Source organism: Massilia haematophila (assembly GCF_042647645.1).
Lineage (GTDB): Bacteria > Pseudomonadota > Gammaproteobacteria > Burkholderiales > Burkholderiaceae_D > Telluria > Telluria haematophila.
The window spans coordinates 938,021-954,737 of record NZ_JBHRVV010000001.1; the positions used below are offsets into that span (position 1 = coordinate 938,021).

The 16,717-nt window shown below is 67.7% G+C and carries 12 protein-coding genes; 10 read left to right on the top strand and 2 right to left on the bottom strand.

Annotated elements, in window-relative coordinates; all coding sequences use genetic code 11:
- Positions 1 to 5 precede the first annotated feature (5 nt).
- The 10 genes from ACFOPH_RS04325 (at position 6) to ACFOPH_RS04370 (ending at position 11,094) form a co-directional block, all read left to right on the top strand.
- Positions 6 to 2,258, top strand: a complete 2,253-nt coding sequence (locus ACFOPH_RS04325; RefSeq protein WP_379733764.1) for a penicillin acylase family protein — start codon at positions 6 to 8, stop codon at positions 2,256 to 2,258.
- 28 nt (positions 2,259 to 2,286) lie between these two features.
- Positions 2,287 to 2,850 (top strand): sugar O-acetyltransferase, encoded by a 564-nt coding sequence (locus tag ACFOPH_RS04330; RefSeq protein WP_312550578.1) that lies wholly within the window; start codon positions 2,287 to 2,289, stop codon positions 2,848 to 2,850.
- A 157-nt stretch (positions 2,851 to 3,007) separates the two neighbouring features.
- Positions 3,008 to 3,631 (top strand): PEP-CTERM sorting domain-containing protein, encoded by a 624-nt coding sequence (locus tag ACFOPH_RS04335; RefSeq protein ID WP_379733766.1) that lies wholly within the window; start codon positions 3,008 to 3,010, stop codon positions 3,629 to 3,631.
- A gap of 127 nt (positions 3,632 to 3,758) precedes the next feature.
- Positions 3,759 to 4,310 carry a thymidine kinase gene (locus tag ACFOPH_RS04340; RefSeq protein WP_312550576.1) on the top strand — a complete coding sequence of 184 codons (552 nt, stop codon included), beginning with the start codon at positions 3,759 to 3,761 and terminating at the stop codon, positions 4,308 to 4,310.
- A 13-nt stretch (positions 4,311 to 4,323) separates the two neighbouring features.
- Complete coding sequence (locus ACFOPH_RS04345) at positions 4,324 to 4,872, top strand: hypothetical protein (protein WP_312550575.1); 549 nt, start codon at positions 4,324 to 4,326, stop codon at positions 4,870 to 4,872.
- A 186-nt stretch (positions 4,873 to 5,058) separates the two neighbouring features.
- Positions 5,059 to 7,296, top strand: a complete 2,238-nt coding sequence (locus ACFOPH_RS04350) for a carboxy terminal-processing peptidase (protein WP_312550574.1) — start codon at positions 5,059 to 5,061, stop codon at positions 7,294 to 7,296.
- 352 nt (positions 7,297 to 7,648) lie between these two features.
- Complete coding sequence (locus ACFOPH_RS04355; protein ID WP_312550573.1) at positions 7,649 to 7,963, top strand: PEP-CTERM sorting domain-containing protein; 315 nt, start codon at positions 7,649 to 7,651, stop codon at positions 7,961 to 7,963.
- A 324-nt stretch (positions 7,964 to 8,287) separates the two neighbouring features.
- Positions 8,288 to 9,478 carry an acyl-CoA dehydrogenase family protein gene (locus tag ACFOPH_RS04360; RefSeq protein WP_379733768.1) on the top strand — a complete coding sequence of 397 codons (1,191 nt, stop codon included), beginning with the start codon at positions 8,288 to 8,290 and terminating at the stop codon, positions 9,476 to 9,478.
- 9 nt (positions 9,479 to 9,487) lie between these two features.
- On the top strand, positions 9,488 to 10,633 hold the full coding sequence (locus ACFOPH_RS04365) for an acyl-CoA dehydrogenase family protein (RefSeq protein ID WP_379733770.1): 1,146 nt from the start codon (positions 9,488 to 9,490) through the stop codon (positions 10,631 to 10,633).
- The gene (locus ACFOPH_RS04370; RefSeq protein ID WP_312550570.1) at positions 10,630 to 11,094 is read left to right on the top strand and encodes a MaoC family dehydratase; all 465 of its coding nucleotides are present in this window, start codon (positions 10,630 to 10,632) and stop codon (positions 11,092 to 11,094) included. The genes ACFOPH_RS04365 and ACFOPH_RS04370 overlap by 4 nt, the downstream gene beginning before the upstream one ends.
- A gap of 74 nt (positions 11,095 to 11,168) precedes the next feature.
- Here the strand turns inward: ACFOPH_RS04370 and ACFOPH_RS04375 are convergent, their stop codons facing one another.
- Together ACFOPH_RS04375 and ACFOPH_RS04380 are read right to left on the bottom strand one after the other, a co-directional pair.
- Positions 11,169 to 12,092: a diguanylate cyclase gene (locus ACFOPH_RS04375; protein ID WP_312550569.1), complete on the bottom strand. Its 924-nt coding sequence runs from the start codon at positions 12,090 to 12,092 to the stop codon at positions 11,169 to 11,171.
- On the bottom strand, positions 12,089 to 16,627 hold the full coding sequence (locus ACFOPH_RS04380; protein WP_379733772.1) for a response regulator: 4,539 nt from the start codon (positions 16,625 to 16,627) through the stop codon (positions 12,089 to 12,091). The genes ACFOPH_RS04375 and ACFOPH_RS04380 overlap by 4 nt, the downstream gene beginning before the upstream one ends.
- Positions 16,628 to 16,717 lie beyond the last annotated feature (90 nt).

Here is a 16,717-nt window from a genome sequence, read left to right on the forward strand (position 1 = left end):
CCCGCATGATCCTGTCCCGCCTCGCCACACCGGCCTTGGCCCTGGCGCTGTCTGGCGCCGCCTTCGTGGCCGCCGGCCCAACTGCCGTGGCGGCGACTGGCGCGCCAGCCGTGGCCAAGGCAGCCCCTGAGCTTGCGCGCTGGCAGCAGACCGCGCAACGCGTGACGATCATGCGCGACAAGTGGGGCATTCCCCACGTGTTCGGCAAGAGCGATGCCGATGCGGTGTTCGGGATGATCTATGCCCAGGCCGAGGACGACTTCAACCGCGTCGAACTGAACTACATCAACGCGATGGGGCGCCTGGCCGAGGTCGAAGGCGAGAAGGAGATCTGGCGCGACCTGCGCATGAAGCTGTATCTCAGCCCAAGCGACATGCAGGCCAAGTATGCGGCGAGCCCGGCCTGGCTGAAGGAATTGATGGTGGCCTTCGCCGATGGCCTGAACTTCTACCTGCATACGCATCCGGAAGTGAAGCCGAAGCTGATCACGCGCTTCGAGCCCTGGATGGCGCTGTCCTTCAGCGAAGGCAGCATCGGCGGCGACATCGAGTCGATCGACCTGAAGGAGCTCGAAGCCTTCTACGGCAAACGCCCGCAAGCCGCATCCGCCGACCGCGTGGCCGACCGCGTGGCCGACAACCGCAACCTGCTCGACGCCGAGCCGCGCGGCTCGAACGGCTTCGCCATCGCGCCGAAGCTGACCAGGGCAGGGCATCCGCTCCTGATGATCAACCCGCATACGTCGTTCTACTTCCGGCCCGAGATCCACATGGTCAGCGAAGCGGGCCTGAACGCCTATGGCGCCGTGACCTGGGGCCAGTTCTTCATCTACCAGGGCTTCAACGAGCGGGCCGGCTGGATGCATACCTCGGGCGGCGGCGACGTCATCGACGAATACCTGGAAACCGTGGTCGAACGCGGCGGCAAGTTCTTCTACAAGTACGGCAAGGAGGAGCGGGCGCTGCGCGCCGTGCCGATCACGCTGCCTTACAAGACCGCCGACGGCAGGATGGCCAGCCGCAGCGTCACCGCCTGGTTCAGCCACCACGGCCCGATCGTGCGCAGCGAGGACGGCAAATGGGTGGCGGTGAAGATGATGGACGAGCCGGTCAAGGCGCTGACCCAGTCCTATACCCGCACCAAGGCGAAGAACTACCGCGCATTCTACGAGGCGATGCAGCTGCGTACGAATTCCTCGAACAATACCGTGTACGCCGACGCCGACGGCAACATCGCTTATTTCCACGGCAATTTCATTCCGAAGCGCGATCCGCGTTTCGACTGGAACAAGCCGGTCGACGGCAGCAACCCGGCCACCGAATGGCAGGGCCTGCACGAGATCGAGGACACGATCACGCTGTTCAACCCGGCCAGCGGCTATATCTCGAACACGAACAACTGGCCGTTCAGCGCCGCGGGCGCGGACAGTCCCAAGCGCAAGGACTATCCCGACTACATGTGGTCGCTGCCGGAAAACGCGCGTGGCGTGCATGCCGAGCGCGTGCTGAAGGGGGCGAAGGATTTCACCATCGACAGCCTGATCGCGGCTTCCTACGACAGTTACCTGACCGCTTTCGAGCCGCTGGTGCCGCAACTGGCGAAGGACTACGATGCCTTGCCGGCCAGCGATGCGCGCAAGGCCCAGCTTTCCGCCCAGGTCGCGGCGCTGCGCGGCTGGGACCTGCGCTTCGCGACGAACTCGGTGCCGACCTCGCTGGCCGTGTACTGGGGCCAGGAAATGGTCGCCCAAGCCGCGCCGAAAGCGCGTGCGGCCGGGGTGCCCTCGGTCGACTACATCACGACCAGCCTGGCGCCCGAGGAACGGCTGGCCGCGCTGCAGCGCGCCTCGGACAAGTTGACGCGGGACTTCGGCAGCTGGCAGACGCCCTGGGGCGAAATCAACCGCTTCCAGCGCATCAGCGGCGACGTCGACCAGCAGTACGACGACAGCAAGCCGAGCTATCCGGTGGCCTTCACCTCGGCGCACTGGGGCTCGCTGGCCTCGTTCGGCATGGTGGCCAAGCAAAAGACCAAGCGCATCTACGGCGACCGCGGCAACAGCTTCGTCGCCGCCGTCGAGTTCGGCCCGAAAGTGCGCGCCAAGAGTATCCTGGCCGGCGGCCAGAGCGGCAACCCGGCGTCCCCGCATTTCGCCGACCAGGCCGCGATGTACAGCCGCGGCGAGTTCAAGGACGTGCTGTTCTACAAGGAAGACATCGAGAAAGCCCTGGAGCGCAAGTACAGGCCGGGCGAATAAGGGAAAGAGAGACGGGAAAGGAGCCGCGATGGTGCGCAGCGAGAAAGACAAGATGCTGGCCGGGGAGCCGTATCACCCCGATGCGCCCGAGTTGCTGGCCGAGCTGTCGGCCTGCGCGGCCTGGCTGGCGCGTTACAACGCGGCCCTCGGCAGGCCCGGCGAATGGCAGGACCTGCTCGGCGAGCGCCTGGGCGCGGTGGGCGAGGGCGTCATCCTGCGTCCACCGTTCTACTGCGACTACGGCTTCCAGATCCACCTCGGCGCCCGGGTCTTCATCAACTTCAACTGCGTGATCCTCGATACCGCGCGCGTCACCATCGGCGACGACACCCGCATCGGCCCGGCGGTGCAGATCTATGCCGCCGACCACCCGCGCGATCCGCAATTGCGCCGCAGCGGCATCGAAAGCGGCAAGCCGGTGATGATCGGCGCCAATGTCTGGATCGGCGGCGGCGCCATCATCTTGCCCGGCGTTAGCATCGGTGACGATGCGATCGTCGGCGCGGGCAGCGTGGTGACCCGCGATGTGCCGGCTGGCGCGACGGTAGCCGGCAATCCGGCGCGAATTGTCGCTAATGCGCAGCAGAGTTGAGGTCTAACTCGGCCTCGGCGGCGCAACCTGCCGCACAACTGAGCAGTATCAAACTGTCAAGATAACAACATTATTTGGATTGCTACATTTGCGGGGATGGGTTGTACTGGCCGCGGCAGAGCGCCGACCCTCTCATCCCTTTGCAAGGAGCGCAACCATGAAACGCCACCCCTTTCCCCTGAAAAGCCTCGCCGCGGCCGCATTGCTGTGCGTGGCATCGGGCGCCCAGGCGCAAATCGACGTCTATACCGACCGCGCCGCCTTCCTGGCTGCCGTTGGCGGCTATGGGGTCGACACCTACGACGACCTGACCGTCCAGCTTTACGAGAGCCCGTTCGCACGCAGCGCCGGCAGCTACGGCTACACGGCTACGGCAGAGAGCGGGCTCTACGGCGCAGGCAGCGGCGGCGACGGCTGGCTGACGCCGAACGTCGACAACGAAGCCGTCACCTTCTCGAACTTTGCGCCGGGCATCGTCGGGTTCGGCGGGTACTTCTTCGGCTCCGACATCAACGGCGCCTTCTACCCGAGCGGGACCCTGCAGTTCACGGCCATGGACGGCACGACCCTCGACTACACCCTGACCGGCGCGACCACCACCAGCTTCGCCGGTTTCGTGTCGAATTCGCCGCTTGCCTCGGTCAGCATGATTTCAGGCGGCGAATACTGGGCCACCGCCAACGACCTGACCCTGGCCATGCCCATCCCCGAACCGGAAACCTACGCGATGCTGATGCTTGGCCTGGGGGCAGTCGGCTGGATGCGCCGGCGCCGCAGCTGAGCGCCGCGTCCATGGACGATTGACAGGCCGCGGCGCAAGCGCTTCTTCGCGCAGGACCGCTGGCGCCGCCACATGCCCGCTTGCTATAATTGCCGCCACTTCCAAATCCGGGCATGCAGGCAGGGCTGTGGCAAAACTCTATTTCAGGTATTCGGCGATGAACGCCGGCAAATCGACGGCGCTGCTGCAGGTGGCTCACAACTATGAAGAGCAGGGCCAGCAGGTCGCGCTCTACACCGCCGCCATCGACGACCGCTACGGCGTCGGCCTGATCACCTCGCGCCTGGGGCCGCAGCGCCAGGTCGACGTGTTCGACAAGAACACCGACTTCCTTGCCGAAGCGCCCAGCGTGGGCTGCGTGCTGGTCGACGAAGCCCAGTTCCTCAGCACCGCCCAGGTCCAGCAGCTGCACCAGCTGGCGCAGGTGCGCGGCGTGCCGGTGATCTGCTACGGACTGCGCAGCGATTTCCGCGGCGCGCCTTTCCCGGGCTCGGCCTACCTGCTGGCGCTGGCCGACGACATCGAGGAAATCAAGAACATCTGCACCTGCGGCAAGAAGGCGACGATGAACATCCGCGTCGACGAAGCCGGGCGCCGCATCAAGGAAGGCGAGCAGGTCAGCATCGGCGGCAACGAAAGCTACCGCCAGGCTTGCGGCCGCTGCTTCTACGCCGGCTGAGAAGACACTCCCCATGAGCCTGCTGCCCGCCTGCGCCGCGGTCGCGCCGGCCTTCCTGTGCAGCCTGGGCGACATCCTGCTCTACCTGCTGCCTTCGCTGGCGCTGGCCTTCCTGTTCTGGATGCTCTCCAGCGCCCATCCGGGCTTTTTCGTGCTGACCGCAGCCGGTACCCTGTGCCATGAACTGGCCCACTTCGGCGTCGGCCTGCTGACGAACGCCGAGCCGGTCGGCCTGAACCTGATCCCGCGCCGCAAGGGCCGCGTCTGGGAACTCGGCTCGGTCACCTTCGCCAACCTGCGCTGGTACAACGCGGCCCCGGCCGCGCTGGCGCCGCTGCTGGTGCTGCTGGTGCCGTTGACGGTGGCCGCCTGGCGCACCCGGCCGGGATGGCACTTCGAACCGCTCGACCTGCTGCTGGCGCCGTTCCTGGCGCCGCAGTTCCTCTCGTTCTGGCCGTCGCCGGTGGACTGGCGGCTGGCGCTGCGCTCCTGGCCCTGGCTGCTGGTGCTGGCGCTGGGCGGCGGCGCGTACGGCTGGCAGGCGGGAATGTTCAGGATCTGAGCTTGTCGTCCTCGCATTGGACAAGCTGACCACCACCGCTTAAGCCAACCTTAAACATGCTGTGCCTGTCCTCACCCGGCTCTGCATCTTTGCGCTATCCTGTAGAATGGTCTGCACGGCCCGGATACCGGCAGTACCCGCGTGCGTCGCGGCAGACACCACAGTACACGTTCGGAGAACGCATAAATGAAGAAGCAGATGTTGATGATTGCGCTGGCTTTCGCCATGTCCACGCATGCGGTGACCGCACAGCCCGAGAAAGTCGCCTCCACCCAGATGAAGCCGGTCGCGGCCCAGACCCAGGCCGCGCTGTGGGCCTCGCGCGTGCTGGCACGCTACCACTACAAGGCGATGCCGCTGGACGACGCGATGTCGGAGAAGATCTTCGACAACTACTTCGAGTCGCTCGACAGCGAAAAGCTGTACTTCACCCAGGCCGACCTCGACCGCTTCGCGCCGATGCGCACCAAGTTCGATGACGCGATCAACAACGAAGACCTGACGGTGCCGTTCCAGATCTACAACCTCTACCAGCAGCGCTTCAGCGACCGCATGGCGTATGCGCGCAACCTGCTCAAGACCAAGTTCGACTTCACCGTCGACGAGACCCTGCAGCTGGACCGCGAAAAGGCGCCCTGGGCCAAGAACGAGGACGAAGTGCGCGACCTCTGGCGCAAGCGCGTGAAGAACGACTGGCTGCGCCTGAAGCTGGCGGGCAAGGACGAGAAGGCGATCCGCGAAACGCTCGACAAGCGCTACGCGGGCTACATCGCGCGCCTGCAGAAGCTGAACAACGAAGACGTGTTCCAGATGTTCATGAACGCGTACGCCACCGCGATCGAGCCGCACACCAACTACCTCGGTCCGCGCTCGGCCGACAACTTCGACATCGCCATGCGCCTGTCGCTGGAAGGCATCGGCGCCGTGCTGCAGACCCGTGACGACTACACCGTCATCCGCGAGATCGTGCCGGGCAGCCCGGCCGACAAGTCGGGCAAGCTGAAGGTTGGCGACCGCGTGGTCGGCGTGGCACAGGGCAACGGCCCGTTCACCGACGTGCTCGGCTGGCGTATCGACGACGTGGTGCAACTGATCCGCGGCGAGAAGGGTTCGACCGTGCGCCTGGACGTGATTCCGGGCGACGGCGGCGTCGACGCCAAGCACGTCACCGTCTCGATGGTGCGCAAGAAGATCAGCATGGAAGAGCAGGCCGCCAAGAAATCGATCATCGAGGTCAAGGACAACGGCGTCACGCGCCGCATCGGCGTGATCTCGCTGCCGACCTTCTACCAGGACTTCGAGGCGCGCCGCAAGGGCGACAAGGACTTCAAGAGCGCCACCCGCGACGTCGAGCGCATCCTGGGCGAACTGAAGAAGGACCGCGTCGACAACGTCCTGATCGACCTGCGCAACAACGGCGGCGGCTCGCTGATCGAGGCGGTCGAGCTGACCGGCCTGTTCATCGACAAGGGCCCGGTGGTGCAGCAGCGCACCGCGGAAGGCCGTGTCGAGGTCGAGTCCGATACCAAGGCGGGCCTGGCCTGGGACGGCCCGATGGGCGTCCTGATCAACCGCGGCTCGGCCTCGGCTTCCGAGATCTTCGCCGCCGCGATCCAGGATTACGGCCGCGGCCTCGTGATCGGCGAACCGAGCTTCGGCAAGGGCACGGTGCAGACCCTGCTCGACCTGGACCGCTTCTCGCAGTCCGAGAAGGTGCGCTATGGCGAGCTGAAGATGACGATCGCCCAGTTCTTCCGCATCAATGGCGGCACCACCCAGCTGCGCGGCGTCACGCCCGACATCAAGCTGCCGGTGCTGTCGGATGCCGACAATTTCGGCGAGTCCTCGTTCAGCAATGCGCTGCCCTGGGTCGCGATCAAGCCGGCCACCTACGTCCCGCTGGGTAACCTGAAGGAACTGGTCGATCCGCTGCAGAAGCGCCACGAAGCCCGCATCGCCAAGGACAAGGACTTCATCGACCTGCGCGAGGACATCGCCGAGGTCATGCGCATTCGCAAGGAAAACGCGATCTCGCTGAACGAGACGGTGCGCCGCAAGGAGCGCGACGCCCAGGACGCCCGCGCCAAGGCGCGCGAGGCGCGCCTGGCCGGCGGCAAGGACACCAACGGTGACGAGCCGGCGGCAGCGCCGGGCGGCAAGGAAGCGCGCAGCAAGGTGCCGACTCCGACCAAGCCGGTCAAGACCGTGGTTGTCTCGCGCAACAGCCCGCAGCAGGACGACGGCCTGCAGGCGGACGAGCGCGCGCTGTCGGCCGAGCTGGCCGCCGAGAAGGCTGCCAAGGATGCCAAGGACGTGCTGCTGCAGGAAGCCGCCCATATCCTGGCCGACGAGGCCGGCATGCTCAAGACCGACACCCGCATGGCCTCGCGCGTGATGCCGTACATGGGGGCGGCCAAGCCCTGAGCATCCGTGCTGGCGGCATCCGGAACGGGTCCGCCAGCCGTTTCGACAAGATAGGTTACGAAAAGAGCTTCCAATCGGAAGCTCTTTTTTTAGGGCGTGCGTCAACGCTCGGGGCAGGTTGGCATGCACAGGGCGCTGTGCTGACAAACGTGTCTTGCGCCGGCTAAGAATGTACGCTAACGAACATTCCAAAAAGAAAGAAATTCCAATAGGAAAGCTTCTTGTAGGAAGTTTTCTTTCCTTTTGGAATTAGATTCAATTGGAACAGCCCCTTTTTATAGTTGTGATAGCATGAACTTGCTGTTGACATATTTATCACAGTTAAAGCCACTCTCATTAAGAAGGAGCAATCATGTCAGTACGTCACCTCGTCATTGCCGCCCTGCTCGTCACCGCTGGCGCAGCACAAGCACAAACCGCCCGTATTCACCCGGGTACCCTGACTGGCTGGGCTGCTACCGGTGTCGCCGGTGTCGCTGCATCGGCCACCGCCGCTGGTCCGGGCAATGTCGTGCAGGCTCCGGCTCCAGCCGTGATCCCGCCGATCGCTGCCGAGCCGGGCGTTACCGCACCAGAAGCAGCCGAAGTTCCTGAGCCGTCGAGCATCGCTCTGCTGCTGGCTGGCGCAATGGGCGTTGGCGCACTGCGTCGCCGTCGCGCGAAGTAATACGGCGTTTTGCCCTCGGGGTGGCATGGCCTGCACAGGCCTGCCACCCTTTTTTATTTGGCGCTGTCACCGTTAGCTATGGATGAGTAGTGAACCGTCGAGTTCATTCACGGTCCAAGCCGCATCGTTATCGATGCGGGTCCCTCATGAAAACGCCTCGCTTCACGAAGTGGTTTGCGGCCTTTCCCGCACTGAACGGGCCACTGATCCAAAGCGAACGGTGACAGCGCCTTTTATTTGCTAAGTAAGCAAAGTTTTCGGGTACAATCCTTGTGAACGGTCGTGCTTTTTTGGCGAGCCGCGCGACAATAACAAGGAGACAGCATGGACCTGAACTATACGGACGAAGACCTCGCCTTTCGCGACGAGGTGCGGGCCTTCCTGGCGGCGAACCTGCCGCCGGACCTGCAGCGCAAGGTGCGCAGCCACCTGCGCCTGAGCAAGGAAGACAGCGTGCGCTGGCACAAGATCCTGGCCGCCAAAGGCTGGGTGGCGCCGGGCTGGCCGGTCGAGTTCGGCGGCCCCGGCTGGACACCGGTCCAGCGCCACATCTTCGAGGACGAGTGTGCCCTGGCCGGCACGCCGCAGATCATGCCTTTCGGCGTGAGCATGGTGGCGCCGGTGATCATGGCCTTCGGCAGCCCCGAACAGAAAGCCTATTATTTGCCGCGCATCCTGTCCTGCGAGGACTGGTGGTGCCAGGGGTATTCCGAGCCGGGCGCCGGTTCCGACCTGGCCTCGCTGAAGACCACCGCCATCAGGGATGGCGACCACTACATCGTCAACGGCCAGAAGACCTGGACCACCCTGGCCCAGCACGCCGACATGATCTTCTGCCTGGTGCGCACCGACACCGGCGTGCGCAAGCAGGAAGGCATTTCCTTCCTCCTGATCGACATGCATTCGCCCGGCATTACCGTGCGTCCGATCATCATGCTCGACGAAGACCACGAGGTGAACGAAGTCTTCTTCGACAACGTGCGGGTGCCGGTGGCGAACCTGGTCGGCCAGGAAAACCGCGGCTGGACCTATGCCAAGTACCTGCTCGGCCACGAGCGCACCGGCATCGCCGCGGTCGGGCGCTCGAAGCGCGAACTGGCCTTCCTGAAGGGGCTGGCGCAGCGCGAGCGCAAGAACGGCAAGCCCCTGATCGAGGACCCGCTGTTCGCGGCGAAACTGGCGAGCCTCGAGATCGAACTCATGGCGCTGGAGATGACGGTGCTGCGCGTGCTGGCCAAGGCCGACAAGGCGCCGGGGCCGGAAGCCTCGGTGCTGAAGGTGCGCGGCACCGATATCCAGCAGGCGCTGACCGAACTGATGGTGGAGGCGGTGGGGCCGATGGCGCTGCCTTTCGACCCGGCCTACCTCGAAGGCAAGGCCGAGCACAGCGTGTTCGACGACGACGACGCGGCGCCGCTGGCCTCGTACTACTTCAACTATCGCAAGACCTCCATCTACGGCGGCTCGAACGAGATTCAACGCAACATCATCACCCAGATGATCCTGGGTCTGTGAGGAGAAGGCATGGACTTCAATTTCACCCCTGAGCAGCGCCAGTTCGCCGACGCGCTCAAGCGCTGGATCGACCGCGACTACGGCTTCGAGGCGCGCCGCGCCATCGTCCATTCCGAAGCGGGCGTGTCGGGCGACGCCTGGGCCACCCTGGTGGAACTGGGCATGACGGCGCTGCCGGTGCCGGAAGAGCAGGGCGGCTTCTCGGGCACGGCGGTCGACATGTTCGTGGTGATGCGCGAGCTGGGCCGCGGCCTGGTGGTCGAGCCGTATTTCGCGACCGTGCTGGGCGCCGAATTCCTGCGCCTGGGCGGGCTGCATCCGCAACTGCTCGAACGCGTCGCCGCGGGCAGCCTGACCCTGGCCTGCGCGCTGGGCGAACGCCAGTCGCGCCACGACATGCGCGACATCGCCACCCGCGCCACGCCCGATGGCGATGGCCATGTCCTGCGCGGCGAAAAGAAAGTGGTGCTGCACGGCGCCCAGGCCGGCATGCTGGTGGTCTCGGCGCGCACCGGCGGCGAGCAGCGCGCCGAGGACGGCATCGGGCTGTTCCTGGTGGCGGCCGACGCACCCGGCGTGCGTATCACCGGCTACCGCACCCTCGACGGCCTGCGCGCCGCCGACGTCGTGTTCGACGACGTGCGCGTGGACGCCGCCGCCGCGATCGGGGCGCCAGGCGCGGGCTGGCCATTGCTCGACGCCGCGCTCGACTACGGCGCCGGCCTGCTGTGCGCGGAAGCCCTGGGCGCGATGGAAGCGATCTTCGAAGCCACCCTGGAATACCTGAAGACGCGCCAGCAGTTCGGCGCGCCGATCGGCAAGTTCCAGGCCCTGCAGCACCGCATGGCCGATATGGTGATCCACCTCGAGCAGGCGCGCTCGATGGCGATGCTGGCGGCGGTCAAGCTCGGGTCGCACGATGCCGGCGAGCGCCGCCGCGCAGTGTCGGCTGCGAAGTACCGTATCAACCAGGCGGCGCGCTTCATCGGCCAGCAGGCGGTGCAGCTGCACGGCGGCATGGGCGTGACCGACGAACTGCCGGCTGCGCACTACTTCAAGCGCCTGGCGACGATCGAACTGACGCTGGGCGACGCCGACCATCACCTGGCGCGCTTCATCGCCCAGCCGGGATTCAGGGAAGGAGCCACGGCATGAGCCGCGACTGGTATTTCGAGGACTTCGTGCCCGGCCAGGAGTTCGACCTGGGCAAGCGCACCGTGAACGAGGACGAGATCATCGCCTTTGCCACCCAGTTCGACCCGCAGCCCTTCCACATCGACAAGGAAGCCGCCGCGCAGTCGATCTACGGCGGCGTGATCGCCAGCGGCTGGCACACCTGCGCGATGATCATGCGGATGGTCGTGGACGGCATGCCCTGCGCGAACTCGAGCATGGGCTCGCCCGGCCTGGACGGTGTGCGCTGGCTGCAGCCGGTACGCGCCGGCGACACCCTGTCGCTGCGCCACCTGACCAAGGAGGTCAAGGCCTCGACCTCGAAGCCGGACCGCGGCGTGGTCTGGTCGAAGTGGATCGCCACCAACCAGCGCGGCGAAGAGGTCTGCACGATCGACGGCATGGCGATGTTCCGGCGCCGGCCGCAGGGTGTGTCCGCGTAAATCGTTGACGGGTGTTTGCAAAGGCACGCCGATCGCAGGGTAGGCCCGGCCCACCCTGCGGGCGACCTTGCGTTTCAGTTTTCCGCCGCCACCCGATAGCGATTACGCCCATCCGCCTTGGCCTGGTACAGCAGGGCGTCGGCGGCGCGGATCAGCTGGGCGCTGGGCTGGCCGTTGACCGGGACGATCGAGGCGATGCCCATGCTGACCGACAGCACCGGGGCCGTGGGCGAAGCGGCGTGCGGGATCGCCAGCCGGGCCAGTTCGGCCAGCAGGCGCCGCGCCACGCATTCGGCGCCGGCGGCGTCGAGCTGGGGCAGCAGGATGGCGAATTCCTCGCCGCCGTAGCGCGCCACCATGTCCCCGGCGCGGCCGGCGGTGCGCTGCATCGCGCGCGCCACCTGTTCCAGGGAGGCGTCGCCGGCCTGGTGGCCGTAGTAGTCGTTGTACATCTTGAAGTGGTCGATGTCGGCCAGGATCAGCGCCAGCGGCACCTGGGCGCGCGCGCAGCGCCGCCATTCGGCCTCGATGCGCTCGCTGAAGGCGCGCCGGTTGGCCGCGCCGGTCAGGCTGTCGGTCAGGGTCATCGCGCGCAGCGCGTCGGCCTGGCGCTTCACCGTCAGCTGGGTGCGCACGCGGGCGCGCACCACGGCCGCGTTGACCGGCTTGCCGAGGAAGTCGGCGGCGCCGGCGTCCAGCGCGCGCGTCTCGTCTTCAGGGCTCTTCAGGGCGGTCACGAAGATGACCGGGATGTCCGCGGTGGACGCTTCCGCGCGCAGCGCCGCCAGCACGGCGTAGCCGTCCATGCCGGGCATCACGGCGTCGAGCAGGATGAGGTCGGGACGCTGGGCGCGCGCCAGCGCGAGGGCCTTCGCGCCGTCGAGCGCGAACAAGACCTCGTGTTCGTCCTGCAGGGCGCCGTGCAGGATCTGGATGTTTTCCATCGCGTCGTCGACGACCAGGATGCGGCCGTTCAGGGCCAAATCGGTCCAGCTCATGAATCTCCCTTCGCTACCAGTATAGCCCGCACCTGCCGCGCCGCCTGTTCGAATCGCAGTGTGCCGACCGCCTCCTGCAGCGCCGCCGACTCGGCCGGCGCAAGCATGCCGGCCAGGGCCGGACGCAAGGCGTCATAGGCGCTCATCGCCTTCATGTTGTTATTCTGGAGCAATTCTAGCAGCTCCGCCAAGGCGGCCGCGCGCACGCTGTCCGGGAGCGCTTGCGTTTCGGGTCCGGGCTCGGGTGCGGCAGGCGCCAGCTCCCGCGCAATCTCCGCCACCTGGACCATGGCCGCCTCCAGGTCCGCCAGGCGCAGGGCCAGCTGGGCGTCGTCGGCACCGCGCAACGCCTGTTCCAGCTGCAGTGCCCGCGCCGCCACGTCGTCGGCGCCCAGGTTGGCGGCGACGCCGCGCAAGCGGTGCGCGACTCGGGTGGCGCCCTGGCGGTCGCCCTGGGCCAGCTGGGCGCTGATCTCGTTCACGGCTTCGCCCTGGGTCAGCGCGAAGCGCCGGAACACGGCGGCAAAGGCGGCGTAGCTGCCGCCGAAGCGCGGCAGGGTGGCTTTCAGGTCGATGCCGGGCAGGAGCGGCACGGCCGGCACGCCGGCAAGCAACGCGGGCGCCGCACGGTGCTCGCCGCTGCTGCCACTGCTGCCGCTGGCGCGGCTGCCGCCGCGGCTGCCGCCGGTCACCCGTTCCAGCGTGGCGACCAGTTCGTCGACGTCGATCGGCTTGGCCAGGTGTTCGTCCATGCCGGCGGCGAGCGCGCGCCGGCGGTCTTCCTCCATCGCGTTGGCGCTCATGGCGACGATCGGCAGGGCGGCGCCGCCCGCGTCCGTCGCCCCCATCGCCCGTATTGCGGCGCTGGCCTCGAAGCCGTTCATCACCGGCATTTGCAGGTCCATCAGCACGGCGTCGTAGCGCGCGCCCGGCTCGGCCAGCATGCTCAGGGCGATGCGGCCATTCGCGGCCAGGTCGACCGTGGCGCCGGCATGCACCAGCACGTAGTTGGCCACCTCCTGGTTGATCGGGTTGTCCTCGACCACCAGCACGCGCAGGCCGGCCAGGCGCGCCGCCAGGGGCGTAGCCGGGGCCGCGACCTGGTTGACGCCGCCGCGCAGCTCGGCCACGGTCTCGCGCAGGGCCGCGCGGGTGAAGGGCTTGCCGAGCACGGCGTCGAGCGCCAGGTCGCCGGACAGCGCCGCCAGCCTTTCCTTTTCCGGATCGGCGGCCAGCAGGGCCGCCGGCGGCAGGTCGATCGCGGCGTCGGCGCGGGCATAGGCCAGCAGCGTGATCCCGTCCAGTTCCGGCATGGCGGCGTCGAAGAAGGCCAGGTCGAAGCGCGGCCCTGCACGCAGCAGCGCCAGCGCTTCGAGGCCGCCGGCGGCGCAGGCGACTTCCCAGCCGAAGCCGGCCAGCGCACAGCGCAGGGCCGCGCTAGCGCTCGGGTTGTCGTCCACGACCAGCACCCGCAGCCGTTCGGCGCCGGCCGGCGCGGCGGCTTCGGCCACGCCGAACGCGAGCTCGACGTGGAAACTGGCGCCGGCGCCCGGCCGGCTCTCGACGCCCAGCTCGCCGCCCATCAGCCCGGCCAGGCGGCGCGCGATCGACAGCCCCAGGCCGGCGCCGCCGTACTTGCGGCTGGTCGAGCTGTCGCCCTGCGAGAAGGGCTCGAACATGCGTTGCTGCACCTCGGGCGCGATGCCGATGCCGGTGTCGCGCACCGCGAAACGCAGGCGTACCGTGCTGTCCGTGCGTTCCGCGAGCTCGACCGCGAGCACCACTTCGCCGCGCTCGGTGAACTTGACCGCGTTGCCGACCAGGTTGAGCAGGACCTGCTCCAGGCGCATCGGGTCGCCCAGCAGCTGCTCGGGCACGCCGGGATCGACCGCGAACACCGGTTCCAGGCCCTTGGCCCAGGCGCCCGGGGCGCTCAGATTGGCGATGCTCTGCAGGACGCCGTCGAGGCGGAAGGCGACGTGTTCGAGGGCCAGCTGGCCGGACTCGATCCTGGAGTAGTCGAGCAGGTCGTTGAGCAGGCCCAGCAGGGACGTAGCCGCGGTCTTCATGTGGGCCACGTGGCCGCGTTCGCGCCGGCCCAGCGGCGCCTCCTCGAGCAGGCGCGCCAGGCCCATGATCGCATTCATCGGCGTGCGGATTTCGTGGCTCATGTTGCCGAGGAATTCATTCTTGGCGCGGCTGGCCTGCTCGGCTTCGCGCAGGGCCTGCACCAGGCGGCCTTCGGTGCGCTTCAGGTCGGTCACGTTCATGTGCAGCTTGTAGGCGCCGCGCACCCGGCCCTGGCGGTCGACGTCGGGCAGGTAGCTGCCCCAGACGTGGACGGGTTCGCCCTCCGGCGCGCCCGCGGGCGCCTTTTCCTTCGGCGGCAGCTCGCATTCGAAGCGCTGGGGAACGCCGGTGAGCACGCCCGCGAAGTAGGGCGCGAAGCGTTCGTTGTAGGCGGGCGGGATCAGCTCTTCGGCAAGACGGCCGATCGCGTCCCGTTCGCGCAGTCCGATCCAGGCCAGGCAGGGGCGGTTGGCGAAGCGCAGCCGGCCGTCGGCGTCCCAGTAGCTCACCAGCGCCGGCAGGTTGTCGGTGACGGTACGGATGAAGCGTTCGCGCTGGCGCAGCTGGGCGCCGCTGGCGCGCAGGGCGGCGTCGGCCGCGACCCGCGCGCTGATGTCGCGGATGGTGGCCTGCATCATGCCGCGTCCGCCGATGTCGAGGCGGGTGAGCTTGATGTCGGCGTGGAAGTTGCTGCCGTCGCGACGGCGGTGCACCCATTCGAACTGGGTGCCGCCGAGGTCGAGCGCCTCGCGCATCTTCTCGGTCGCCATCTCCGCGGAAGGCCGTCCGTTCGGCTGGAACTCGGGCGAAACGCCGGCCGGCGTCAGCGTCAGGAGATCGTCGGTGTCGTCGAAGCCGAACAGCGTCGCCGCGGCCGGATTCGCGTTGACGAAATTGGCGTTGTAGGCGATCAGGGTCTGAGCGTCGCCCGAGGCTTCGAACAGCACCCGGAACATCTCTTCGTTGTCGCGGTTCTGCTGCTCCAGCAGCTTGCGCTCGGTAATGTCGATCACGACCGCGTTGATGCCGACCAGTTCGCGCGCCGGGCCGAACACCGGATAGTAGCTCGCCAGCCACGAGCGCATCACGCCGGGCCGGGCCGGGACCGCGCCGGTGGACTCGATGTCGCGCAGCGGGCGTCTGGTGTCGCGTACGCGGCGGTAGGCTTCTTCGAAGGCCACGCCGACCTCGCCCAGCAGCTCGGGCAGGGTATGGCCGATGTGGTCCTCGGCCGGCACCGCGTTGATCGCCGCCAGGTAGTCGTTGATCATCACGAAGCGCAGGTCGCGGTCGACGAAGCACAGGCCGACCGGCGCGGTGGCGTAGACGGTTTCGACGCGCGCGTGCAGGCGTTCCAGCTCGGCGGTGCGGTCGGCCACCAGCGATTCCAGGTGCGAGCGGTAGCGCAGCAGCTCGCCCTCGACCTGGCGCAGGGCGTCGGCCACCACGGCCGTTTCGCGGATGGTCGGCGGCGCCAGGCGCAGCGGCTCGCCGCGGCCGAGCGCGGCCGCCGGTTCGCCCAACTGCTGGACCGAGCGCGCAATGGTGCCGCCGATGCCCCAGGCCAGCAACAGGCCCAGACCGAGCAGGGCGGCGGAGCCGGCGACGGTGGCGGGCAGGGTGTTGCCGAGCAGTTCGCGCGCGGCGTCCTCGGGATAGGTGACGGCGACGGTCCAGCCGTGCTTGCCCGAGCGCGAATACACCGAATACCAGTCAGGCTCGCCCGGCTGGCCGGCGAGCCTGACCGCACCCTCGGGACTGGTTTCCAGTGCGGCCCGCAGCGCGGCATTCATGCGCCCGCCCAGGTGGCGCGACTGGTCGAGGTTGCGCGCGACCACCAGGCCGTGGTTGTCGAACACTTCCGCCACCCAGCCCGGCGGCAGCTGCTGGGCGCCGAGCAGGTCGCCGATGCGGCGCGGACGCAGCTCGGCCGACAATACATAAGCCACCTTGCCGCCGCGCCAGACCGGCACGTCGGCCGAGACCACCCGCGCCTGGCCGGGGCCGGGCGAATACAGGCCGGAGGTGACGGCGTCGCCGCGTTCGAACACCTTGCGCACCGAAGCGCCGTTGCCCCCGGGCGGCAACGGGCTGCCGAAGGGGATCCGGGTGCTCAGCAGCGGCTCGCCGTCGGGACCGGAGAGGACGAAGGCATGGGCCGGGAACTCGGGGCGCAGCAGTTCGCGCGCGTGGGCATGGAACTCGCCGAGGCTGCGCGCATCGAGGGTCGGCCAAGCGGCGGCCACGCGGGCGGCCGACTCGGCGCTTTCGAGTTCGCGGTCGAGGGCGGCGACCAGGGCGCGCGCCACGGTCGCGGCGTCGCGCGCGACGTGCTCGCGTTCGCGCTGGCCGGCGTCGCGCACGAAGGCGATGTAGCCGAACACGATCGGCAGCACGCTGGCGAAGACGAGGACGAACAGCTTCGAGCGGATCGAAGGGAGGGAAGTGCGGCGAAACAGGGGCAAGAAGGAATCCGGGTCGGCGCGGCCACGATCTGCCGCAACCCCTCATGGTAGCCGACCACGGCGGCGGGGAATAGCGCTAGCGCGATTCAC